Genomic DNA, 22,534 nt, shown 5'->3' with positions numbered 1-22,534 from the left:
CGTCGTAAGCGCGCCCTTAGTGTCTAGCGCAGCGTAGCAAGTCTATTTGACTACGACCAGCGGCAGACCCGCCAGCCGGTTTTATTTACTTCGTTGCGTCACGCAGGGCTTTAACCCGTTCAGCCGGGTCATCGGCGTTGAAGACGTAGGAACCAGCTACGGCGACCGTGGCACCGGCCTTGTAGCAGTCGACAACGGTCTGGTTGTTGACCCCACCGTCGATCTCAATGTCAAAATTGTAGCCCTTCTCCTGCTTGATGGCGTTCAGCTGGGCGATCTTATCAACCGTCTCCGGCAGGAACTTCTGGCCACCAAAACCAGGGTTAACCGTCATGACCAGAACCTGGTCAACCATGTGCAGGACTGGTTCGATCATTGCCACTGGCGTACCAGGGTTGATAACGACTTCGGCCTTAACCCCACCGTTCTTGATGATCTGCAGGGCACGGTGAATGTGCTGGGTGGCTTCGACCTGGACCCCGATGATGTCAGCGCCGGCGTCGATGAACATCGGCAGGATGTGCTCTGGGCTTTCAACCATCAGGTGAACGTCCAGGGTCATCTTGGTGATTGGCCGGATGGCCTTCACGAAGCCTGGTCCGTAAGAAATACTTGGCACGAAGGTCCCGTCCATGACATCGATGTGCAGGTATTCGGCACCGGCCTTGTCAACCTTTTCGATGTCCTTCTGTAAGTTTACGTAGTCGGCACTCAAAATTGATGGCGCTACTTTAATCATTCTAAAACTCCCTCATTTCTTATAGTTTGGTTTCTGGTTGGCGATTAACTCATGAAACTGCAGGTAATCGTCATACCGGCTCTTCATGATTATACCATTCTCGACGGCGTCTTTCACTGCACAATGCGGTTCCTTGATGTGCAGGCAGCCGCGGAACTTGCACTGGGGAGCCAGGCGGCGCATCTCCGGAAAAAGCCCCGGCAGCTCCTCCACCGTCATATCAAAGGTCTCATAGGATGAAAATCCCGGCGTGTCGGCAATCAAGGCCCCATTGACGTCCAGCAGGCTGACCTTCCGGGTGGTATGGCGGCCCCGTTTTAAGGCCTGGGAGATTGCTCCCGTCGCCAGGTCCAAGCCGGGTGCCAGATGGTTGAGCAGGGTCGACTTACCGGCCCCGGTCTGACCCATCATTGTCACGATCTTGTCAGTCAAGGCATCCTGCAATTGGGCCAGCTGCTCCCGATTAAAGGGTTCACGGGCACAGAAGACGTCGTAGCCGATCGCCCGGTAACCCGCGGCCACCTGGGCAATACCTTGGTATTCGTCCTCCGTCAGCAGGTCCGTCTTGGAGAAGTAGACCAGGGGCATGATCCCCTGCCGCTCCAGGGCGATCAGCTGCCGGTCCAGAAGGTTGGCCGAGAACACCGGCTGGGTGGCGGCAGTGACCACCACGGCGGCATCGACGTTGGCTACCGGCGGCCGGACCAGGGCATTACGCCGCGGCAGCACCTTCAGCAGGTAGCCGTCTTCAAACTCAACGTGGTCGCCGACAATCGGCTTGATCTTCTTCTTGCGGAAGTTTCCCCGTCCCCGCGTCCGGTAGATCTGCCCATCGGCAATGACGTCATAAAAGCCGCTCAATGATTGTTGAATTATTCCTGTCTTCACGACACGCCTCGCTTTCTTATCCGGTAATGTTGGTGGCACTCATGATCGTCCGCCCGTTGCGGACAACCCGATAGGCCCCCGTCTGACCGTTCTTGAGGGTGAACGGCACGTTGATGGTGGTCTCCTGGTTGATCGTGATGTCTTGATACTCCATCGTCAGGTTATGGTTAGCATCCCGAATGTAGACCTGGACCCGGTTCTCCCGCTGGCCACCGTTACTATCAAACGGAATATTAATCTGAATGTTGGTCGTCTTGGTCTGGTTGCCGGAGTTGGCAATCGTGACCGTCAGGGTGTCACCGTGGTTGAGGGTCATCCCCGCCTTAGGGGTCTGACTGATCACGTGGTTGGTGGCAACCGTCTTGGACTTCTTCTGCTGGGTCGTCAGCTGGAGGTTATGCTTGTTGGCAAACTGCTGAACAACGCTGACGTCCTGGTTAGTAAAGTCCGGGATCTTGATGTTCTGCTTGCCGGCACTCACCTCAAAGTCGATGATGTTGCGTCCCGGCTTGACAACCGTCCCGCGCCGGTAGTTCTGCTTGGTGATCGTCCCGGCATCGACTGTGTCGGAATACACCATTCGTTTGTGAACCCGGAAGCCCTTCTGCCGGAGTAGCTTGGCGGTCTCAGCGTAGTCCTCACCGACATACTGACCCATCTTCAGCTGGCTGACCCCGGTGCTGACCTTCAAGTCCACACTGCTGTTGACCCGGGCCTTAGCACTCGGGCCGGGTTGCATGCTGATAATGTGGTTCTTTGCAACGTTTTGGCTACGCACCCGGGTAATGTTACCAACCCGTAGCGACTGCTTCTTCAACCGCTGCTCAGCCTGAAGCGGGGTCTGCCCCTCGATATCTGGAACAATTACCTGTCGGAGGAGAAACCACCAGCTGCACCCGGCCACGATGGCAACCGAGATCAGGCTAATTACCACCATGACGTGGCGGCGGTTACGTTGCCAGAAGCTCGGCTGCTGGGCCGCTGTCTTTTCAGGCGTGGTCGGCTGACTCTGCTGGCGATCCGTGCGGTTATGGGGCAGTTTGTTTAGCGGCAGGACCTTGGTCTCGTCGTTGTCGTCATGGTCGATCACCAGCCGCGGTTCGTTGGCCCGGGATGGATCCAAAGACGTCTTCAGGTCGTCAGCCATCTGCTTGACGTTTTCGTAGCGGTCAATCGGGTCCTTGGCGGTTGCCCGAATCACCACGTTCTCTAATGGCTGAGGAATATGGGGATTGACAGATCGCACCGACGGGATGTCCTCACGGAAGTGCTTGATGGCAATTGAGACGGCATTTTCCCCCTCAAACGGCACCTTGCTGGTCAGCAGCTCGTAGAGGATAATTCCCAGCGAATAGATATCCGACTTTTTTGTTGCAATGCTGCCCCGCGCCTGTTCGGGTGAGAGGTAGTGGACCGACCCCATCAGGGTGTTGGTCTGGGTCAGGGAGTTTTGGGAGACCGCAACGGCGATCCCAAAGTCCGTAATTTTAACGTTTTTATTCTCATCGATTAAGATATTCTGTGGCTTGAGGTCCCGGTGAATGATACCGTGCGCATGGGCAGCCTCCACTGCCGACAGGACCTGCTCCATGATGTCAATCACCTGGGGCAGGGCAATCGGGTAGTGGTCCCTGATGTAGGCCTTGAGGTCGGTCCCCTGAACATACTGCATCACCATGTACTGGAGGCCGTTCTCCTCGCCAGTGTCGAAGATCCCGACAATGTGGGGATCGTTGAGCTTGGTCGCCGACATCGCCTCGCGTCGAAAACGCCGCTTGGTATTGGGATCGTCACGCAGGTCGAGGCGCAGCACCTTGACCGATACCTGCCGGTCAAGAACCGTGTCGTAGGCCAGGTAAACGTTTGCCATCCCCCCCTCGCCAAGGAAGCGAATAATCTTATACCGATGACCAATTATGTCTCCAGGATTCATAATCAACCCTCCTGGTCATCATTTTTTCCAATTAAGACGGTGATGTTATCGGGGCCACCCGCCGAATTGGCCATGTCCACCAGCTGGGCACACTTGGCCTTCAGCGAGATCGGCTGGCGAAGGACCGCCACCATGTCCCGCTTCTCGACGGTCTTGAAGAGCCCATCCGAACACATCAAAAGCTGGTCGCCCGGATTGAAGTCAAAACGATTAACCTCAATCTGGGCATCCTTAGAAATCCCGATTGCCCGGGTAATGATGTTGCTTTGCGGAAGCTCTAAGGCCTCCTCCTCAGTGATATCACCGCTAATTACCAATTCATTAACCAGGGAATGGTCGATCGTGACCTGGGTCAACGTACTCCGGTGCAGCAGGTAGCCCCGGCTATCACCGATGTTGGCAACCACGAGTGTCTTTTTGAAGATGATGGCGGCCACCATCGTCGTCCCCATCCCCTGGTAGTTGATTTTCTCTTTTGATTTCTTAAGAATCTGGTCGTTAATTATCTGGACCTCCCGGGCAAACCACCGGATCGCCTCCAGTGGTTCGGTGGGGCTGTCCACCTTAAAACGATGACCGAGCCGTTTGATGGTCATTTCGGCGGCCACGTCACCACTCTGGTTACCCCCGATCCCATCGGCAATCACGACGAGGTGATTACCGTTCTTGTCGGTGTGTTGGGTAACCCGGTCCTGGTTCTGCGATCGCTGGCGACCGATATCCGTTTGATAGGCAACTTGCATTATCTGAATTCCCTTCTACTTGACCCGCCTGAGTGTGCTGATGAAGAAGCCATCGGACCCGAAGTCGGACGGCAGGATCGTCAACGTGGCGGAAGTTCGATCACCCTTAACATGACGTGTCGTCTTGGTCCTGACCAGTTCGAAGTCGGGGTGATCAGCCAGGAAGGCCCGGACCGTCCCGTTGTTTTCCTGGTTCAGGATTGTGCACGTACTGTACGTAATTATACCGCCTTTTTTTACTTTTGGCGCGACTGTGTTCAAAATTGCCAGCTGAATCTGGTGAAGGTGGTCACTGTCTGCCGGCCGCTTGCTGTAGCGGATCTCCGGCTTGCGACGCAGGAGGCCGATCCCGCTGCAGGGGGCGTCAACCAGGACCTTATCGAAGGTTGAATCGGCAAAGGCCGAATCGACCTGGCGGGCATCCAGGGTGTGGGTCACCACACGGTCGGCAACGTGGAGCCGACGAGCGTTCTTCTCAATCAGGCGGGTCTTGTGCTGGTGAATATCAAGAGCATCGACCTGGCCAGCGGTGAGCCGGGATGCGACCTGCACCGTCTTACCACCCGGAGCAGCACAGGCGTCTAGAACCCGGTCACCGGGCTGAACTCCCATGCTGTCGACGGCTAGCATGGCACTCTCGTCTTGGACCGTGATCGCTCCCTGAGCAAAGAGGTCACTGGAGAGGACCTCCCCCTTGGTAATCACCAGGGCGTCCGGGGCAATCTCACTTGGCCGGTATTCGACCCCCTGCCGATCCAAGGCCGCCATGACCTGGTCCATAGTGGTGATAGCCGGGTTGACCCGGATGGCCACGCGGGCCGGCTGGTTGATCGCCGTCAGGAGCTTCGCCGTGGTTGGCTGACCGTACCGGTCCACGAAACGCTTGACCATCCACGCCGGTACGCTGGCCTTAGTGGCGAGACACTGGGCCGGATCGGCAATCGTGTCCAGGTCAGCTAGGCCCTGGCGGAGGATGGCATGGAGGACTCCGGTGACGAACTTACGGGTACCAGGATTGCCCCACTGCTTGGCCAATTCGATGCTCTCGTTGGTAACCGCCCAGTCGGGAACCCGGTCGAGGTAGTGATACTGGTAGATCGACATCCATAATAGGGTCTCAACCCAGGAGTCCAGCTTCCGGTGGATAAACGGCCGCAGCCAGTATTCCAGGGTCAGCCGGTGCTGGAGGACCCCGTAAACGATGTTGGTAGCCAGGCGGCGGTCACTATCCTTGAGGGCCGTCCGGGAAAGGAGCTGGTCGAGCTCGATGTTGGAGTAGGCCCCCTGGCGGATTCGTTCCAGGGCCGTCAGGGCAACCCCGCGGGCCGTCGTTTGTGTCTTCTTAGTCATCGCTTACTGCTTGAACTCCTTTCTTGAGCTGCTGGTGGCCGTTGAGGTAGGCCGTGATGTCCATGGCCTGCTTGCCGGCCGGCTTGAGGCGGTTAATCTGGTAGGTCGTCCCATCCCCGGCCGCCAGGACCAGCTGGTGCTTGGTGGCCCGGACGACCTGGCCGGCGGGCCGGTCGGTCGTCTCGTCCAGCGGGGTCACATCGTAGATCTTGGTCCGCAGACCATCGATGACCATATTACCCAGCGGGGCCGGCCGCAGCCCCCGGACCTTGTCGTCGATCTGGGCGGCAGTCATCCGGTAGTCGATCCGTTCCTGTTCACTGGAGATGTTTGGTGAGAAGACCACCTTGGTCGGGTCCTGGGCAACCGGGTGGACCCGGCCCGCGATCAGGTCGGGCAGGGTCTTGAGCAGGAGGTCGCGCCCGAGAATACTGAGCTTATCAAACATTGTGCCGGCGTCATCATCCTTTTCGATTGGAATGGCCTCCTGGGCGATCACATCCCCGGCGTCCATCTTTTTGACCATGTACATGATTGAGATCCCGGTCTCCTTATCACCGTTGATAACCGCGTACTGGATCGGGGCCCCACCCCGGTACTTAGGCAAGAGGGAGCCGTGAACGTTGATGGCCGCAATTTTGGCAGCTTCCAGCAGTTTAGTCGGTAAAAACTGCCCATAGGCCGCCGTGATCATCAGGTCGGGATGGAGGTTAATGATTTGATCCAGTTCAGGACTCTTGGCGAGCTTGGCCGGCTGGAGAACCTCGATGCCGTACTTTTCAGCCAGCTGCTTGACTGGTGAGGCGGTCAGGACGTGTTTGCGCCCGATCCGGTGGTCCGGCTGGGTCAGCACCGCCTTGACGTCGTATTCGGGATGGTCAATCAGGCTCTGGAGGATTGGGACGGCAAACTGCGGGGTTCCCATAAAAACAATTGATGTTGACATAGTCATTTTCCTTTCTTACATGAAGTATTGCGGGTCCGGGTCAATGCTGACCTGGACATCCTTGAATTCCTTTCGCTGTGTCTCCTGCAGGATCTGCTGGAGAAGGTCGTGCAGGTGCGGATCATACTTATACTTGATCACAATCTGGTAGTAGTAGCGCCGTTTCATCCGTGCAATCGCCCGGGGTGTCGGCCCTAAGATGATGGTCGACGGGGCCAAGTTGGCCACCAATTGCTGGTGGATTGAAGTCATCGCCCGGGCGGCCTGGGCCTCTTCCGGGTGACTAGCCATCAGCCGAACCGTGTAATAGTAGGGCGGGTAGCCGGCCTGGTGGCGCAGTTTCATCTCATGGCGGAAGAAACGCTCGTAGTCGTGGGCCTGGGCATCCTTGATGGCGTAGTGGCCGGGGTTGAAGGTCTGGATGATCACCTGCCCCTGCTTGTTAGCCCGGCCAGCGCGACCACTAACCTGGCTCAGGAGGTCAAAGGTGTGCTCACTGGCCCGAAAGTCGGGTAGCCCCAGGCCAGTATCGGCATTCAGGACCCCAACCAGGGTAACGTTAGGGAAGTCGAGCCCCTTGGCAATCATCTGGGTACCAAGTAGGATATCTGCCTGCTGGTGGCCAAACTGGCGGAGGAGCTTCTCGTGCATTCCCTTGCGCCGGGTGGTATCGACGTCCATCCGGATAATCCGGGCAGCAGGCAGGAGCTGGTGGAGTTCTTGTTCCACCTTCTCGGTCCCGGTCCCGTAGTAGCGGATATGGCGGCTGTGACAATTGGGACACACCTGGGGAATTGGTTCCTCATGGCCGCAGTAGTGGCACTTCATCGTCCGGGTGTCCAGGTGGAGGGTCAGGGAAATGTCACAGTTGGGACACTTCAGAACCTCACCACAATCACGACACATCATGAACGAGGAAAATCCCCGCCGGTTCAGCATCAGAATGCTCTGCTCGTGGCGCTGCAGGCGGCGGTCGAGCTCTTCTAGGAGCTTGGTCGAGAAGTTACTCTCGCCGCGCCGCTGAACCTCGGGCCGCATGTCGACCACCTCAATCGGCGGCAGGGGCTGCTGGTTGACCCGGTGCGGCAACCGCAGCAGTTGGTAGACCCCCTTCAGTGCCCGGGCCCGACTCTCCAGGATCGGCGTGGCGGACCCCAAGATCAATGGGGCGTGGTGGAACCTGCTCCGCCACTTGGCCACCTCACGGGCGTGGTAGCGGGGCATGTCATCCTGTTTATAGCTGGTCTCGTGTTCCTCATCGAGGATGATCACCCCGATATTATCCAGCGGCGCAAAGACCGCCGAACGGGCACCGACCACCACCCGGGCGTCCCCGCTATTGATCCGCCGCCATTCATCGTAGCGTTCCCCGTTGGAAAGGCCGCTGTGCAGGACCGCCACCTGGGAACCGAACCGCCGCCGCACCCGGTTGACAATCTGCGGGGTCAGCGAGATCTCAGGAACCAGCATCAGGGCAGTCTGTCCCTTATCCAGGGCCCGGGCAATCGTCTGCAGGTAAACCTCGGTCTTCCCGCTGCCCGTCACGCCCTGGAGGAGGAAGGTCTGACTCCGTTGGCCATCAATCGCCTGGTCGACGGCTTGCACCACCCTTTCCTGGTCAGGATTGAGGGGCAACGGCTGCTCCAGGTGGTCATCGTCAATCAGCTGGGCGTAGGGATTGCGATAAACCTCGACCGGGACCTTCTTGAGCCAGCCCTTCTTGGCCCCCTGGTTAAATGTTGCCGCCCGCAATTGGGCCTGCTGTTCAGCCGTCGTCTGTTTGACGGTCTGGCCGACGATGCTCTGTAGATATGATAACAGGCGGTTTTGTGCATGGGCGTTCGGGTGCAATGACGTCCGCGCATCTTCTAATTGTTCGAAGTTCAATAGGGGGGTGATCCCGGTTACCGTCTTGGCGTGGGCCCGGTCGGTCACCCGATAGTCAATCTCGACCTTTTTTGCCCGTTGGAGCTTCAACAGTTGCTTGACCTTGGCCGGGTCACCCTGCAGCTCAGCCAGGTCACACTCGTCCTTGCCACCGAAGAGGTCGAAATAGGTCTGCTCGTCAACCTCATCAACCACTTGAACGAAGCGCTGGGTCTTGGACTTGAGCATATTGGGCAACATGGTGTACAGGCAGGAGATCCAGAATGAATAGGTGGTATCGGCCAGCCACTTGCTGAGGTCGAGGAGTTCAGTATTTACTACCGGCTGGAGGTCCATCACCGCGGCAATCGGCTTCAGCTCACCATCGTAATTGGCGTGCTCAGAGAAGCCAACCACAAATCCCTGGACCTGGCGGTGACCATTACCGAAGGGGACGGCCACCCGCATTCCCACCTGAAGCTGCTTTTCCAGTGGTGCCGGTACCAGGTAGGTATAGGGCTGGTTTGTCTGCATCGTCGGCACGTCCACAACAACCTGTGCCAGTTCTGCCATTCAATCACCTCACTTCATCTTCGCTGCTAATGCGGCAACCAACCGTTGAGCGACCGCCGTCTTGGCCATTCGCGGCCACTTCTCAGGATCCTGTCCCGGCTGGAGGATGATAACCTGGTCGTCATCACGGCCAAACGCCCCCGTATCGCCTGCGACGCTGTTGGCGACAATCATATCGGCGTGCTTATTAGTCAGCTTATCCTGGGCGTGGGTCAGGAGTTTCTCAGTCTCGGCCGCAAAGCCAATCACCTGCTGGCCGGGCCGTTTCGTGGCGGCCACGGTCTTCAGGATATCGACCGTCTCGGTCAGTTCCAGCGTCCGTAAACCGTGGCCCGTGGTCTTCTTGACCTTCTGGCTGGCCACCCTGACCGGCCGGTAGTCAGCCACGGCCGCCGCCATCACCAGGGCATCCGCCCCACGAAAGGCTGCTTGAACCGCCGTCAACATCTCCTCAGTTGTCAGAGCTGTCACCACCTTGATCTGCGGTTCATGCGGCAAGGGGACACTGACCTGGCCGGTGATCAGAGTTACCTGGGCACCAGCCTGAGCGGCGGCCCGGGCGATGACAACCCCCATCTTACCGGAGGAGCGATTGCCGATGTAGCGCACCGGATCAAGTGGTTCCCGCGTTCCACCAGCGGTCACGACCACCCGCTTGCCTGCGAGGAGGCCGTGAGTGTGGAAGAATGCCTGGACCCGGGCGACAACCTGGTCCGGTTCCGGCAGGCGACCGTGGCCCACATAGCCCTCGGCCAGACGACCGGTTACCGGTTCAATAACGATGACCCCGTCACGCTTGAGCTGGGCCAGGTTCCGTTGGGTTGCCGAATTCACCCACATCTGCCGGTTCATCGCTGGGGCCACCAGCTTGGGCGCCGCCGTGGCCAGCAGGGTCGTCGAAGCGGCATCGTCGGCAATTCCGTTGGCCATCTTGGCTAGGATGTTTGCCGAGGCCGGCACGACCAGGGCCAGTTCGGTCCAGTCGGCTAGCTCAATGTGCGGGATCGGCCGGTCCTGGTTATTCCAGAGATCGGTCAACACCGGATATTTGGTCAGTGCGTTCAGTGTCGCCGGGCCGACCAGTTTGGTAGCGGCTGCAGTCATCACGACCCGGACATCGTGACCGGCCTTCTGCAGGCCACGAACCACTTCAACTCCCTTGTAGGCCGCAATGCTTCCCGAAAGATATACCGTTATTCTTGCCATCATGTCACCCCATCCAGTTTATTCACATTTGATTATATCATTGAGAAAAGAAAAAAAGGACCTTCACACCCGCTACCGGCATGAAAAGTCCCCTTGTGTGTTTCTAAAGTATTATGGTTAGTCCTGCAAATCCTCGGTGTGGTCAGGATCAATTGTGACCTTGCCGGCCAGGATCTCCTCGAGGGCCTTACCAACGGACTTGCTGGATTCATAGTGATCCAGCAGGGGTGCGGAACCGGTGTCCAGTTCGTGAGCCCGCTTGCTGGCCAGCATAACCAGTGAGTAACGAGAATCAATCCGCTTTAATAATTCGTCAACTGATGGGTAAAGAATCATTTCTGTGAGTCTCCTAACATTTCAAGATAGCGTGGCATCACCCGGGGAACCCGCAACCGTTCCGTCCGGATGATATCCTTAATTTTCTCTACGGCACGGGGCACTTCGTCGTTGACAACCGCGTAATCATAGTTCTGCATCATCTGGATCTCGCCAAATGCCTTCTGAATCCGCTTGTTGATGACCTCCATGCTGTCCGTTCCCCGGTGGATCAGGCGGTGCTTAAGCTCGTCTAAGTCCGGTGGTGTCAGGAAGATAAAGACCCCATCGGGCACCTTCGACCGTACCTGCATTGCCCCGTTGACCTCAATCTCCAGGAAAACATCCTTGCCGGAATCCAACGTTTCATTTACATATTTTAATGGGGTGCCATAATAGTTGTCAACATACTTGGCGTATTCCAGCATACCCCCGGTCTGAATCTCGTGTTCAAACTCTTCTTTTGATACAAAGTAGTAGTCGACCCCATCGACCTCGCCCGGCCGTGGCTGGCGGGTCGTCATTGAAACAGAGTATTGAAAGTCATTGCCATTCGAATCAAAGATTGCCTTTCGGACGGTCCCCTTACCAACACCGGATGGACCAGAAAGGACAATTAACATTCCACGATTTGCCATTCTATTGCTCCCTATCAAATTTTAACGTATTACTACTATAATGCACTAACCTTCCCGATAAATCAACCATTCTCCCGGACTTTTGCCCTGGGATAATTTTCCCTTGCATTTTTGAACGGATGTTCGTATACTATAATCACAAACAAACGTTCGGAGGCATCCAATATGCAACAAGTCAATCAACCAACCCTACTTCAGCGCGCTCCACAACTCCTGACCCGGACAATCCACCACCTGATGACGACGGAGCCGGTCTTCGTCCCCCAGGTTAGGCTCCTGACTCCCCAGCCGGTTCACCAGCGGCGGCTTTTCCTCAACCGGGCCATCAGTGCGCACTGGTCGGTCTTCTTCCAGCTAATGCCCAAGACAGCGGAGGGCTACCCGGTCAATACCTATGGCCAGGTCAAACCACTGGGCAACGACCGCTACCTTATTAACAGTCACCAGACAAGCTACGTGGTTGGCTTCGACCAGATCCGCTACATCGCCAACCTCTAATCCCCACAAAGAGACACAAAAGCACTCACGATTGTCATTTTTATCGACAGTCGTGAGTGCTTTTTGCTATTTATCGTCAGGATGGGCCATCTCAAGTAGCTCCTGGGCGTGCTCCCGGGTCAGTGCGGTGATCTTCTCCCCCGACAGCATTCGTGCCAGCTCGTCGACCCGTTGTGGATCGGTCAGCGCGGTCACCCGGGTCGTTGTCCGGTTGTCGTGGACCCCCTTCTTGATCAGGAAGTGGTGCTGGGCCACTGCCGCCACCTGTGGCAAGTGGGTAATGCAAAGCACCTGCGAGTGGGCGGCAATCAGCTTGATCTTATCGGCAATTGCCTGGGCCACCCGGCCACTGACCCCGGTGTCGACCTCATCAAAGATAATGCTGGTGACCCCCTCGTTCTGGGCAAAGATCGTCTTCAGGGCCAGCATCACCCGGGATAGTTCCCCACCCGAGGCAATTTTGGTCAGGGGACCCATCGTCTCTCCGGGGTTAGTCCGGATGTAGAATTCAACCGTATCGATCCCGGTTGGCGTGAACTCGTCAGCACTATGGTTAGCGAAATGAACCTCAAAATCCGCCTTGGCCATGTAGAGCTCGGTCAGCTGTTGGTGAACCCGCTTGGCCAACTCGTGGGCAGCCCGTTGCCGGACCTGACTGAGCTGCTTACCCAACTCCTTGAGTTCACCCTCAGCAGTCGCCAACCGTTGCTCAAGGTCACTATTACTGTCGGCGGCACTCTCCATCTCGTCGAGCTCGGCCTTGATCTGATCGTAATAGGCCAGGACATCCTTGACCTGGTCGCCGTACTTGTGCTCCAGGTCACCGATCGTCGTCAGCCGCTGGTCGATTTCGGCCAGGCGGCCATCATCAAATTCGAGCAGGTCCAGCTGCTGACCGGCCTCGTTCGCCACATCTTGGAGGGCGTAGTAGGCATCATTGAGTGACTTGCTCAGTTGGTCATAGGCGTCATCGAAATCGGCAATCCCGTTAATCGCGTCCATCACGGTCGCAATCTGATCGAGGACTGGCACCTCCCCCTCATTGAAGGTGGCCACCGCCTGCTGGAGGGCGTTGTTGATCTGCTGGAAGTGCTCCAGACGGTCACGCTCACTCGTCAGCTCATCTTCCTCATTTGGCTTCAGGTCGGCCGCACTGATCTCCTTAACCTGGTAGCGGAGCATGTCCAAACGCTGGGCCCACTGCTGCTCGTTGGCCTGCTTCTTGTTGACCGCTGCCTTGAGCTTGACATAGTCACGATAGCGTTCCTGATACTTAGCCAGCAGCGGGGTTACCGCCGCGCCAGCGAATTGGTCCAGCATCCCCAGGTGGGTCTCCGGCTGCATCAGGCGTTGGTGCTCGTTTTGCCCCTGGATATCGACCAGGTGGGCACCGATCTTGCGCAGCATCGTTGTGTTAATCAGCTCACCATTGACCCGGATGATGTTGCGGCCGTTGCGGTGAATCTCCCGTGAGATGATCAGCATCCCATCCTCATGGTCGATCCCCATCGAATCCAGGAGGTCGCCCATCGCGGGGTCAGCGGGGATGGCAAACTGGCCCTGGAGACTCAGCTTGTCTTCACCCCGCCGGATATATTCCTGGGACCCCCGACCACCGGCGAGGAGGCCGACCGCGTCAATGATGATCGACTTCCCGGCCCCGGTCTCCCCGGTCAATACCGTCATCTGACTAGCGAAGTCAAGGGTCAGGTGCTTGATGATGGCCAGGTTATCAATTGTCAGTTCTTGCAGCACATGCTCACCGCCTTAGACATTTGCTAATTCATTCAATTTCTGTTCTAGTTGAGCCGCCCCGTCGGCCGAAACGCAGACGATCAGCACGCTGGCATCATCCCCAATGGTCGTGAAAATCGTCGAGTAGTCCACCCGGCGCAACAAGGCCGCGACAACCGGCCCGTTTCCCGGGTGAACCGAGAGGGCTAGGAAGCGATCACTTCGTCGTAGCTGGATCAGACTGTCTTGCAGGACATCCATCAGCTGGCGTTCGTCGCTCTGCCGATGGTATGCCGGCAGGCCGTAACGGTACCCACCGTTTTCAGCCGGGATCTTGACCAGTTGCATCTCCTTGATGTCACGTGAGATCGTCGCCTGCGTGACCCGCAGTCCCAATTCGTTCAGCCGTTTCACCAGGTCCTCCTGGCGCTCGATGCTTTCCGCCGTGATGATCTCCCGAATCTTCTCCTGACGTTCTGCCTTCTTCATAGTAAGCTTCCTACTTTTCCTTTTGATTTAGATCCTGGTCGGCCGCCGCCAGAACTTGGTCAATATCAACCGTTGATGACACGGTTCCCGGCCGGTCGGTCAGCTTAAGGTGGGCCAGAAACTCGATGTTACCCTGGCCGCCCTTGATTGGTGAATAGTCCAGGCCCACCACGTCGAAGTGATCCTCATTGGCAAACTGAAGGACCTCCTCCAAGACGGCGCGGTGAACGGCGTGATCACGGACGATCCCGTGCTTGCCGACGTGCTCCTTACCCGCCTCAAACTGGGGCTTGATCAGGGCCACCACCGAGCCACCCAGTTTTAGGATCTGGGCCAGTGGTGGCAGGATCAGCCGCAACGAGATGAAGGAGACGTCGATGGAGGCAAACTCCGGCTGACCATGGGTGAAATCATCCAGGGTGCTGTAGCGGAAGTTGGTCTGCTCCATCACGACCACCCGCGGGTCCTCCCGTAACTGCCAGACCAGTTGGTTGGTCCCCACGTCCAGGGCATAACTCAGCTTGGCCCCGTTTTGCAACATCACGTCGGTGAAGCCCCCGGTCGATGAACCGATATCTAAGACCGTCTTGTCGGCGACACTGATATCAAAAACCTTCAGGGCCTTGGCCAACTTCAAGCCACCCCGGCTGACGTAGGGCATCTTGTGCCCCTTCATGTGCAGGGTCGTCGTCACCGGAATCTTCTGGCCGGGCTTGTCGAGCCGTTCGTTATTCTTACCCAGGATTTCGCCGGCCATCACGGAGCGCTTGGCCTGCTCCCGGGAGTCAAAGAGCCCCTGCTGAACTAATAACACATCTACGCGTTCTTTTTTCATTACTCAGTTCCCCTACAATTTGAAATATGCTAAAAACTGGTCGTAACCGGCAAATGAACGGCCGGTCAGCTTGCCGATCTTGGTCTGGGCAGCGCGGGCCCCGGCCAGTGCCTGGTGGAGCTGATCCTTCGCTCCAGCGGTTCCCAACAGGCCAGGGTAGGTGTTCTTCTGCTCGCCGGCATCCTTGTGAACCGCCTTTCCCATCTGGGCAGTCGTCCCCAAGACGTCCATTAGGTCATCGTAGATCTGAAAGGCTAGACCGAACTGGGCGCCAAAGTCGGCCAGGGCCGCCTTGACCGGCCGCGACTGGTTGGTGATAATCCCCCCAGCTAAGACGGCGTAACGCAGGAGGGCCCCCGTCTTCTGGCGGTGGAGGTAACGCAGCTGGTCAAGGTCCAACTGCTGCCCCTCGCCCTCAATGTCACGGGCCTGGCCGGCGACCATCCCGGCCGGCCCAGCCGCCTGGGCCAGGGCCAGGGTTAACTCAGCACGTGTGGCCGCCGGGAGGTTATTATCACTCACCCACTGGAAGGCCAGGGTCAAGAGCCCATCCCCGGCCAGGGTTGCCATCCCGGCACCAAAACGACAATGGTTGGTGGGCTTACCCCGGCGCAGGTCGTCGTCGTCCATCGCTGGCAGGTCGTCATGGATCAGGGAGTAGGTATGGAGAAGCTCCAGGGCGGTCGCTGCGCGCATGACGTCAGTATCGACCGCCCCGCCAAGCATTTGTACTGTCGCCAGGGTAAGGGCCGGCCGCAGCCGCTTACCCCCAGCCATCAGCGAGTATCGCACCGATGAGTAGAGGGTATCCTGGTCAACGTCAGCGGCCAGGTTGACACCCAGGTAGTCGTCGATCCTGGTTTTGAGTTCACTAATTGTCTCTACCATGACTTAGCCCTTCACCTGGTCCCCGCTGCTGTAGCCGCGGTTGCCACCACCGTTGTTGCTGGGATCGTCATCAGTGCCCTCGTAAACCTTCTCGTTGCCATCGTCATCAATTAAGTGGCCAAGGGTCTTCTCGGCATTAGTCAGCTTACCCTGCAATTCCTTGGAGAGCTTGATTCCCTCCTGAAACTGCTTTAGGGCCTCCTCCAGTGGGACGTTGCCCTGTTCTAGCTGGTTGACGATTGCCTGCAGCTGGGCCAATTGTTCTTCAAAGCTTGGTTCTTTCTTGCTTGCCATTATTTCTTCTGCTCCTTGATCTTAGTAATCTCAGCCAGCGCCTGTCCATCGCTGAAGTGGAGCTGGACAGCCTGACCAACCGCCAGCTGGCTGGCATGGTTAACTACACGCTGGTTCTTGGTGACATAGGTATAGCCGCGGGACATGATCTTCAGTGGGCTAAGGGCGTCTAACTGGCGAATCAGGCCGGTGACCCTCTCCTGACGCCGCTGAAGGTCAGCCGCCGCATCCGTCTTCAACTGCCTGCTCAGCTGGTTCACCAGTTGCAACTGCTGGTCAATCCGGTGCCGTGGCGAGCCGGCAGCGAGTCGGCTGGCCAACTGCTGGAGCTGGGCCCGCCGATTGACGAACATGTTCTGCTGCAGTTGGATCAGTTGCTGAGTGAGCTGGTCCACCTTCTGTGCGTAGTTCTCATACAGCCGGGTCGGCTGCTGAAAGATGTAGCTCTGGGTCTGTTTGGCCAGCTCCTTTTTGGCAAAGGTAATCCGATTCTGCATCGCGTTGGCCAACCGGCTCTGACTATCCCGAATGGCCAATAGGGTATCGGTCAGCACTGGGGTGGCCAGCTCGGCAGCTGCGGTTGGCGTGGCAGCCCGCTGGTCGGCCACTAGATCCGCAATCGTTGTGTCGGTCTCATGACCAACCGACGAGATCACGGGAATTTCGCTATTGGCGATGGCCCGGGCAACGACCTCCTCGTTAAACGGCCAGAGGTCCTCGATCGAACCCCCACCACGACCGATGATCAGGGTATCAAAGTCTCCCCGCTCGTTAGCCCGGTTAATCTGGCAGGCAATATCGGCCGCCGCCTTCTCACCCTGGACCACCGTTGGGTAGAGGACGACCTGCGCAATCGGGTAGCGCCGCCGGACGGTCGTGTTGATGTCCCGAATCACCGCCCCATCGAGGCTGGTGACCACCGCGATCCGCTTGGGAAATTGCGGCAGGGGTTTCTTTGGCCGGCTGAAGAGGCCCTCGGCGCTCAGCTTCTTCTTAAGCTGTTCAAAGGCCACGTAGAGCGAGCCGACCCCATCCGGCTCCATCTTATCAATGTAGATTTGGTAACGGCCGCTACGTTCATATAAGCCAACGTGACCAACAACCAGAAGCTTCATCCCCTCCTCGGGACGAAACTTGACCTGACGGAACTTACTCTCAAACATAACCGCGTCAATTACCGCCTTATCGTCCTTGAGACTGAAGTACTGGTGGCGTTGACGGAGACGGAAGTTCGACAGCTCCCCGGTCAGGTAGACGGTCTGCAGGTAGGGGTCACGGTCAAATTTGAGTTTCAGGTAGCGGGTCAGCTGACTGACCGTTAAATACTTACTCCTGTCCATGCTGCCTCCATTCTGCCAGGTCGACCGTCTGCGCCATCAGGCTGGCGATCGTCATCGGACCGACCCCACCGGGTACCGGTGTGATCAGGCTAGCAATGTCGCGCACATCGTTAAAGTCGACATCCCCGGTCAACTTTCCGGACGGCAGGCGGTTGATTCCGACATCAATCACCACGGCGCCGGGCTTGACGTCTTCTCTCGTAATCAGGTGGGGACTGCCCGCCGCCACCACCAGGATGTCCGCCTGACGAGTGACCTTGCTCAGGTTCGGCGTGTACCGGTTGACCACGGTGGTCGTCGCGTTCGCGTTATCCAGCATCGCCGCCAGGGGTTTGCCGACCAGAATGCTGCGGCCAACGAGGGTGGCGTTCTTTCCGGCCAGTTCAACATTGTAGTGACGGAGAATGGTCATGACACCGCGCGGGGTGCAGGCCACCGGGTAATGTCCCGGCTGATTAGCATAGAGCTTCCCCAGGTTGATCGGGTGGAGGCCGTCGATGTCCTTATCAGGCCGGATGGCGTTGGTGATCGCCAAGCCGTCCAGGTGGGCCGGCAGCGGTTCCTGAACCAGGATGGCGTCGATCGTGTCGTCCTGATTGTAGCGGTCAATGGCGGCCATCACGGTCGCCTGATCGACGTCAGCCGGAAGCTTCTCAAGCACCGACCTAATCCCCATCTTCTCCGCCCGGCGATGCTTGTTCCGGGTGTAAATGAGGCTGGCTGGATCATCACCGACGAGGATCACCACGATCCCCGACGTAATCCCACGTGTGGCGAGTTTAGCGGTCCGTTTGGCGGTCGCCTGGTTCAACTCCGTGGCCAGCTGACGGCCGTCAATCACTGTTGCCATTAAAAGTCCCCCTTCATAAAATTAAATGCCACTGCCTATTTTACCATGTTCACCAGGGGTCACAAAGGGCCCGCTGAAATCTCTAAAAAGGGGTTGCAGCAAAACATTGTTTCGTCACAACCCCTTTCCTATTTAGTTTGCTAATTGACGTTCAAACTTTCCTAAAGCACCGTTGATGAACCGGCGCGACTTGTCATTGCTGAAGGTCTTGGCAAGCTCTAAGGCCTCGTTGATGGCCACCGCCGTCGGTACATCGTCCACGTATTGCATTTCAAACAACCCAAGACGCAGAATAACCAGATCAGGCTTGGCAAGACGGTCGATCGTCCAACTATCGGCCAGAAGAGAACTGATCTCCTGGTCAAGCTCTCCCTGATGCTCATTGACCCCTTCAACCAGGGTCTTCAGGTATTCTGGGATTTGGTGCTTGTCATGGTGCGGGATGGACTGGTAAATCGTCGCAAGGTCGGCGTCCGCGTCCGTCTGCAGGGCAAACAGAACTTGGAAGGCCTCCTCACGAACCTGGTGTCGATTTAAACTCATTCGTGATCCCCCGCTTCTTCGTTGTCCTTCTTCTCGCCAAAAATATCATCCGGATCGACGGCCTGGTCTTCAACCGCCGCCACGATGCCCTTAATGTGAACATTGACCTCGGTGACCTTCAGGCTGGTCATTAGGGCCACCTGCTGCTTGATCCGTTCCTGGATTAAGCCGGCCACCTTAGGAACAGACACACCATATTCGACATAGACGTCAACGTCGATCGACAGTTCGTCCTGGTCGTTGGCAATCTTCACGCCACGCCGAAAGTCGGAACGGCCCAACAGTTCACTGACGCTGTTGGCAAACGTCCCGTACATCTTCGAAACACCGTCGACTTCACTAGCGGCAATCCCCGCAATGATCTCCAGTACACGTGGGGCAATCTGGATCGTGCCGAGGGACTGATCATCATTGTTGAGGATAATTCTTGAATCTTCTGCCATTACTAGTCCTCCACTTCTCTTCGTCATCGGGCTATCCAGCCCAATTTTAGATTACTTATTCTATTTTGCACTAAACAGGGACAAAAATCAATGTTCCCGGATCATTCCGTCAGGGTAAACGTGGCCACGGGGCGAACCCGGTGGTTGTACCAGTCATGGATGACCAGGTCAACCCGGTGACTGGTGAAATTGCCAAAGGCCAGCGTCCGGTCAGCGTTAGCCAACCTAACCAGGGCTGCCGGGTCGTGCAACGGGTGAGCAAAGCGGGCCACCGTGACGTGCCCGGACCGGGTCTGGTAGCGTTCATGAACCGGCAATCCAGTCTGAGCCAAGTTAGTCCGCAGCTTCTCACGTATCATCTGCAACGCGGTGGAATAGTAGCCCTTAACCATCACGGCTCCCGGACTCAACACTAGTCCCGCCAGGTGCCAGTCGATTGCCGGGCTTCCCGCCACCGTCGCGGCGACCGCCTGCCGGTAGCGCGCCAGCTGTTGGGACGACAGGTGTAGGCCGGGGCGCGCGCCGATGATGTCCATGACGGTGATGTGCATGTCCGCGGCCGGATAACAGTATAGGTCCGGTTCCGCGGCGCGCAACGTTTGCAGGACAAAGGTGATGTTACGAGAGACGTGGGCAGGCAGGCGGAGAATCAGGGCCAGCCCCCACCGGTCATCGGTGGCTGCGGTCAGATAAGGATCGACGTCCTCCTGATGGTCAGCCAGGGCTCGGCGTCCCTGCCGGTCAATTTTGGCATAAAGTTCGTGCAGGCCGTCCATCGTCAGTCCCCCACAATCAGCAGGTCAGTCGGGGCCGTCGTCAGCACCCGGGAGCCGCCATGAGTCACCACGACATCGTCCTCGATCCGGACCCCGCCGATCTCAGGAATGTAGATCCCCGGCTCGACCGTGACCACCTCATTGTTGTGGAGCTTGACATCTGTAGTGGCAGGACCATAGCTGGCTGGCAGCTCGTGGACCGCCAGGCCGATGCCGTGCCCCATCCCGTGGTTGAATTCATCACCATAACCAGCCGTAGCAATCAGCTGACGTCCGTACGCGTCCAGAGTGTCACCGTGGATCCCAACATGAATATGGTCGATCACCTGCTGGCGGGCGGTGTTGACAATTTCGTAGACGTCACGGAGCTCGGGGTCGATCGACCCGATCGCAAACGTCCGGGTCATGTCGGCGGTGTAGCCATCGACAAAGTAACCGAAGTCTAGGGTAACCACATCCCCGTCAGCGATCACCCGGTTTCCTGCCGTGGCGTGTGGCTTGGCCGAGTTTGCCCCGCTGGCTATGATTGTCGGGAAGGAGGCCCCGCTGGCCCCGTGCTCCTTCATCCAGAAGTCCAGCCGGTTAGCCAGCGCGCGCTCCGTCATCCCGGGATGGACCTGCCCCAGGATGTACTGATAGCCTTGGGCCTGCAGGTCGGCGGCCCGCTGGAGCTTGACTAGTTCGCCGCTGTCCTTGACCATCCGCATCTTCTCGACTAGGTTGGTGAAGGGGACGATGTCGGCCACCATCACCTCGTCCAGAATGTCATAGAGCCGGTAGGAGATCGTATCCTCGTAACCAAGGACGGTCACCTTGAGGGCCTGGCAGATCCGGTTGAGGGCACCGTAGTAGTCTCGGGTAATCGTCGCCACCACCTCATCGTTTTCGAATTCCTCCAGGGCCAACTGGTAGCGGTCATCGGAGACAATGATGGCGTCGTTAGCAGTCACCAGCAGGTAGCCGTCCCCTTCCATTAGGTCAAAGCCGGTCAGGTAGAAGATGTTATCATGGCTGGTCACCAGGAAGGCATCAATGTAAAGTTTGGGCAGGCGCTTTTGCAGGCGTTCGATTCGTGTCATTATGAATCCTCCATTTTTGGTTGTACAAAAAAAGCACCGCGCAAGGCAGTGCTTCTTTATCATTTATTCGGCAACTGGGTAAACAGATACCTTCCGCTTGCTGCGACCCATGCGTTCGAACTTAACAACACCGGCTACCTTAGCGTAAAGGGTATCGTCACCACCACGGCCCACGTTTTCACCTGGGTTGATGTGCGTACCACGTTGACGGTAGATGATTGAACCAGCAGTAACTACTGAACCATCAGCAGCCTTGGTCCCCAGACGACGACCAGCTGAGTTCCGACCGTTGGCAGTGGAACCACCCCCCTTGTGGTGGGAGAAGAATTGCAAATCCATAATCATAGTTGTTCACCTCCAGCAATGAACTAGTTTAACATTTTAACTTCAATGTTATCAGGATAGCTCTCCTGAATGTCCAGCAGGCCATTCAGGAGGGTCGTTAGCAGGAGTTGACTGTCATGATCACTCCTGAGACCGGTGACCTTGAGAAAGCCACCGTTATCATTATCGCTCTCAATCACCGGATGCGCCTGAACAAGCTTGTCCAGGCCGTTGATGACGGAGATCGATAATGCCGAAACCGCCGCACACACGATGTCTTGGCCATAGGGACCAGCATCGGCGTGGCCGGTGATCTGAAATGCGGTGATCCGCCGATCCGAATCTAAGTTGAAATGAGCCCGAATCATTGTCTCACCTCCGCATTAAGCGTTGATCTTGCTGATCGTAACCTTGGTGTATGGTTGACGGTGACCTTGCTTAGTGTGGGTGTGCTTCTTTGGCTTGTACTTGAAGGTAACAACCTTCTTTTCCTTACCTTGCTTGTCAACAGTACCTTCAACGGCTGCACCATCAACGAATGGAGTACCGATCTTGGTATCGTCGCCACTGACCAGGACAACCTTGTCAAAGGTTACCTTGTCACCCTGCTTAGCATCAAGCTTTTCAACGAAGATTGACTTACCTTCTTCAACCTTGTATTGCTTGCCACCAGTAACAATAATTGCGTACATATTGTGCACCTCCTTAGTATCTAAGACTCGCCGAATCAAGCAGCAAATGCTTTAGACTTGATAGCGCGCGGTTGTAGTTGTTGGTTCACAAATACAACGTTTGTATGATAGCAAATTTTACTGCGTCCGTCAATGAAAAAATTGCAAAAGAAAACAGCCGTCACAATAACGGCTGCCGAACAACTTCTCGGGGTCAAATCTCTTCAACGACTGAGTCCCTCTCGCCACTAAAGAAGCCCACAAGCGATGCCCCGTCATTGTTTAACCGGTTGAACATCTTGGCGGTGCTCTGGGTCATGTAACGGGACGTGTAGATCATCCCGTCCTCAAGCCAGTGACTAATCAGACCAAGAAATGCCGAACCGATGAAGGAAATCTGCAAATTTAAAGGAACCTCAAGCTGTTTCTGATTATCTGTAATAACGTTACCATAAGTGGTTAAGTAGTTGGCTAAGCGGTTATAGAATCGCTCGTAGAAACCATTATTGTTTTCATCATGGCAGATTGTAAAATTTAAGTTGAACATTTAAGTGGACAGAAAAACCCATCAAG

At 56.8% G+C, this 22,534-nt stretch carries 26 protein-coding genes and 1 other annotated feature; of the genes, 1 reads left to right on the top strand and 25 read right to left on the bottom strand.

The features are described 5' to 3' along the window. Positions 1 to 85: 85 nt before the first annotated feature. The 10 genes from rpe to gmk all read right to left on the bottom strand — a co-directional run bounded on the left by rpe (position 86) and on the right by gmk (position 11,197). Positions 86 to 739 (bottom strand): ribulose-phosphate 3-epimerase, encoded by a 654-nt coding sequence (gene rpe / locus FD34_RS01615; RefSeq protein WP_057806152.1) that lies wholly within the window; start codon positions 737 to 739, stop codon positions 86 to 88. Between the two features lie 12 nt (positions 740 to 751). Beyond that, positions 752 to 1,627 (bottom strand): ribosome small subunit-dependent GTPase A, encoded by an 876-nt coding sequence (rsgA, locus tag FD34_RS01610; RefSeq protein ID WP_057806148.1) that lies wholly within the window; start codon positions 1,625 to 1,627, stop codon positions 752 to 754. Between the two features lie 16 nt (positions 1,628 to 1,643). After that, positions 1,644 to 3,560: a Stk1 family PASTA domain-containing Ser/Thr kinase gene (pknB, locus tag FD34_RS01605; RefSeq protein ID WP_057806145.1), complete on the bottom strand. Its 1,917-nt coding sequence runs from the start codon at positions 3,558 to 3,560 to the stop codon at positions 1,644 to 1,646. A 2-nt stretch (positions 3,561 to 3,562) separates the two neighbouring features. After that, positions 3,563 to 4,303, bottom strand: coding sequence for a Stp1/IreP family PP2C-type Ser/Thr phosphatase (locus FD34_RS01600; RefSeq protein ID WP_057806141.1), 741 nt, complete (start codon positions 4,301 to 4,303; stop codon positions 3,563 to 3,565). A 15-nt stretch (positions 4,304 to 4,318) separates the two neighbouring features. Next, complete coding sequence (gene rsmB / locus FD34_RS01595) at positions 4,319 to 5,653, bottom strand: 16S rRNA (cytosine(967)-C(5))-methyltransferase RsmB (RefSeq protein ID WP_057806139.1); 1,335 nt, start codon at positions 5,651 to 5,653, stop codon at positions 4,319 to 4,321. Continuing rightward, a complete protein-coding gene (gene fmt / locus FD34_RS01590; RefSeq protein ID WP_057806137.1) occupies positions 5,646 to 6,599 on the bottom strand; it encodes a methionyl-tRNA formyltransferase in 954 nt (317 codons plus the stop codon). The genes rsmB and fmt overlap by 8 nt, the downstream gene beginning before the upstream one ends. A 15-nt stretch (positions 6,600 to 6,614) precedes the next feature. Then, positions 6,615 to 9,038, bottom strand: coding sequence for a primosomal protein N' (priA, locus tag FD34_RS01585; RefSeq protein ID WP_057806135.1), 2,424 nt, complete (start codon positions 9,036 to 9,038; stop codon positions 6,615 to 6,617). A 9-nt stretch (positions 9,039 to 9,047) separates the two neighbouring features. Beyond that, positions 9,048 to 10,244 (bottom strand): bifunctional phosphopantothenoylcysteine decarboxylase/phosphopantothenate--cysteine ligase CoaBC, encoded by a 1,197-nt coding sequence (gene coaBC / locus FD34_RS01580; protein ID WP_057806244.1) that lies wholly within the window; start codon positions 10,242 to 10,244, stop codon positions 9,048 to 9,050. A 117-nt stretch (positions 10,245 to 10,361) separates the two neighbouring features. Then, positions 10,362 to 10,580 carry a DNA-directed RNA polymerase subunit omega gene (gene rpoZ / locus FD34_RS01575; protein ID WP_057806134.1) on the bottom strand — a complete coding sequence of 73 codons (219 nt, stop codon included), beginning with the start codon at positions 10,578 to 10,580 and terminating at the stop codon, positions 10,362 to 10,364. Beyond that, on the bottom strand, positions 10,577 to 11,197 hold the full coding sequence (gmk, locus tag FD34_RS01570) for a guanylate kinase (RefSeq protein WP_057806133.1): 621 nt from the start codon (positions 11,195 to 11,197) through the stop codon (positions 10,577 to 10,579). The genes rpoZ and gmk overlap by 4 nt, the downstream gene beginning before the upstream one ends. A 165-nt stretch (positions 11,198 to 11,362) precedes the next feature. Between gmk and FD34_RS01565 the strand changes: the two genes are divergently transcribed. Then, the gene (locus tag FD34_RS01565; protein ID WP_057806131.1) at positions 11,363 to 11,695 is read left to right on the top strand and encodes a hypothetical protein; all 333 of its coding nucleotides are present in this window, start codon (positions 11,363 to 11,365) and stop codon (positions 11,693 to 11,695) included. A 66-nt stretch (positions 11,696 to 11,761) separates the two neighbouring features. On the opposite strand, the gene recN is transcribed toward FD34_RS01565, so the two are convergent. The 15 genes from recN to FD34_RS01490 form a co-directional block, all read right to left on the bottom strand. After that, positions 11,762 to 13,450 (bottom strand): DNA repair protein RecN, encoded by a 1,689-nt coding sequence (gene recN, locus FD34_RS01560; RefSeq protein ID WP_057806130.1) that lies wholly within the window; start codon positions 13,448 to 13,450, stop codon positions 11,762 to 11,764. Positions 13,451 to 13,462: 12 nt separating this feature from the next. After that, positions 13,463 to 13,918 (bottom strand): arginine repressor, encoded by a 456-nt coding sequence (locus FD34_RS01555; RefSeq protein ID WP_057806128.1) that lies wholly within the window; start codon positions 13,916 to 13,918, stop codon positions 13,463 to 13,465. A 10-nt stretch (positions 13,919 to 13,928) separates the two neighbouring features. Continuing rightward, entirely contained in the window at positions 13,929 to 14,753 is an 825-nt protein-coding gene (locus tag FD34_RS01550; protein WP_057806125.1) for a TlyA family RNA methyltransferase, read from the bottom strand. Between the two features lie 12 nt (positions 14,754 to 14,765). Then, complete coding sequence (locus tag FD34_RS01545; protein ID WP_057806122.1) at positions 14,766 to 15,641, bottom strand: polyprenyl synthetase family protein; 876 nt, start codon at positions 15,639 to 15,641, stop codon at positions 14,766 to 14,768. Between the two features lie 3 nt (positions 15,642 to 15,644). Further along, a complete protein-coding gene (locus tag FD34_RS01540) occupies positions 15,645 to 15,935 on the bottom strand; it encodes an exodeoxyribonuclease VII small subunit (protein ID WP_057806120.1) in 291 nt (96 codons plus the stop codon). Then, a complete protein-coding gene (gene xseA / locus FD34_RS01535; RefSeq protein WP_057806118.1) occupies positions 15,935 to 17,275 on the bottom strand; it encodes an exodeoxyribonuclease VII large subunit in 1,341 nt (446 codons plus the stop codon). The genes FD34_RS01540 and xseA overlap by 1 nt, the downstream gene beginning before the upstream one ends. Continuing rightward, positions 17,262 to 18,125 (bottom strand): bifunctional 5,10-methylenetetrahydrofolate dehydrogenase/5,10-methenyltetrahydrofolate cyclohydrolase, encoded by an 864-nt coding sequence (locus FD34_RS01530; protein WP_057806116.1) that lies wholly within the window; start codon positions 18,123 to 18,125, stop codon positions 17,262 to 17,264. The genes xseA and FD34_RS01530 overlap by 14 nt, the downstream gene beginning before the upstream one ends. Before the next feature lie 132 nt (positions 18,126 to 18,257). Next, positions 18,258 to 18,668, bottom strand: a complete 411-nt coding sequence (nusB, locus tag FD34_RS01525) for a transcription antitermination factor NusB (protein ID WP_057806114.1) — start codon at positions 18,666 to 18,668, stop codon at positions 18,258 to 18,260. Further along, positions 18,665 to 19,111, bottom strand: a complete 447-nt coding sequence (locus tag FD34_RS01520; RefSeq protein ID WP_057806112.1) for an Asp23/Gls24 family envelope stress response protein — start codon at positions 19,109 to 19,111, stop codon at positions 18,665 to 18,667. The genes nusB and FD34_RS01520 overlap by 4 nt, the downstream gene beginning before the upstream one ends. Positions 19,112 to 19,212: 101 nt before the next feature. Next, positions 19,213 to 19,887 (bottom strand): 2'-5' RNA ligase family protein, encoded by a 675-nt coding sequence (locus FD34_RS01515; RefSeq protein WP_057806110.1) that lies wholly within the window; start codon positions 19,885 to 19,887, stop codon positions 19,213 to 19,215. Between the two features lie 2 nt (positions 19,888 to 19,889). Then, positions 19,890 to 20,966, bottom strand: a complete 1,077-nt coding sequence (locus FD34_RS01510; RefSeq protein WP_057806108.1) for a M24 family metallopeptidase — start codon at positions 20,964 to 20,966, stop codon at positions 19,890 to 19,892. A 63-nt stretch (positions 20,967 to 21,029) separates the two neighbouring features. Further along, positions 21,030 to 21,311 carry a 50S ribosomal protein L27 gene (gene rpmA, locus FD34_RS01505; RefSeq protein WP_057806106.1) on the bottom strand — a complete coding sequence of 94 codons (282 nt, stop codon included), beginning with the start codon at positions 21,309 to 21,311 and terminating at the stop codon, positions 21,030 to 21,032. Between the two features lie 23 nt (positions 21,312 to 21,334). After that, positions 21,335 to 21,658 carry a ribosomal-processing cysteine protease Prp gene (locus FD34_RS01500; protein ID WP_057806104.1) on the bottom strand — a complete coding sequence of 108 codons (324 nt, stop codon included), beginning with the start codon at positions 21,656 to 21,658 and terminating at the stop codon, positions 21,335 to 21,337. Positions 21,659 to 21,673: 15 nt separating this feature from the next. After that, the gene (gene rplU / locus FD34_RS01495; protein WP_057806103.1) at positions 21,674 to 21,982 is read right to left on the bottom strand and encodes a 50S ribosomal protein L21; all 309 of its coding nucleotides are present in this window, start codon (positions 21,980 to 21,982) and stop codon (positions 21,674 to 21,676) included. A gap of 13 nt (positions 21,983 to 21,995) precedes the next feature. Further along, positions 21,996 to 22,065: a sequence feature (ribosomal protein L21 leader region), on the bottom strand. 110 nt (positions 22,066 to 22,175) lie between these two features. Beyond that, positions 22,176 to 22,508 (bottom strand): TetR-like C-terminal domain-containing protein, encoded by a 333-nt coding sequence (locus FD34_RS01490; protein ID WP_057806101.1) that lies wholly within the window; start codon positions 22,506 to 22,508, stop codon positions 22,176 to 22,178. Positions 22,509 to 22,534 lie beyond the last annotated feature (26 nt).

This window comes from Limosilactobacillus pontis DSM 8475, assembly GCF_001435345.1.
Taxonomy (GTDB): domain Bacteria; phylum Bacillota; class Bacilli; order Lactobacillales; family Lactobacillaceae; genus Limosilactobacillus; species Limosilactobacillus pontis.
This window is presented reverse-complemented; position numbering and strand designations above follow the sequence as displayed.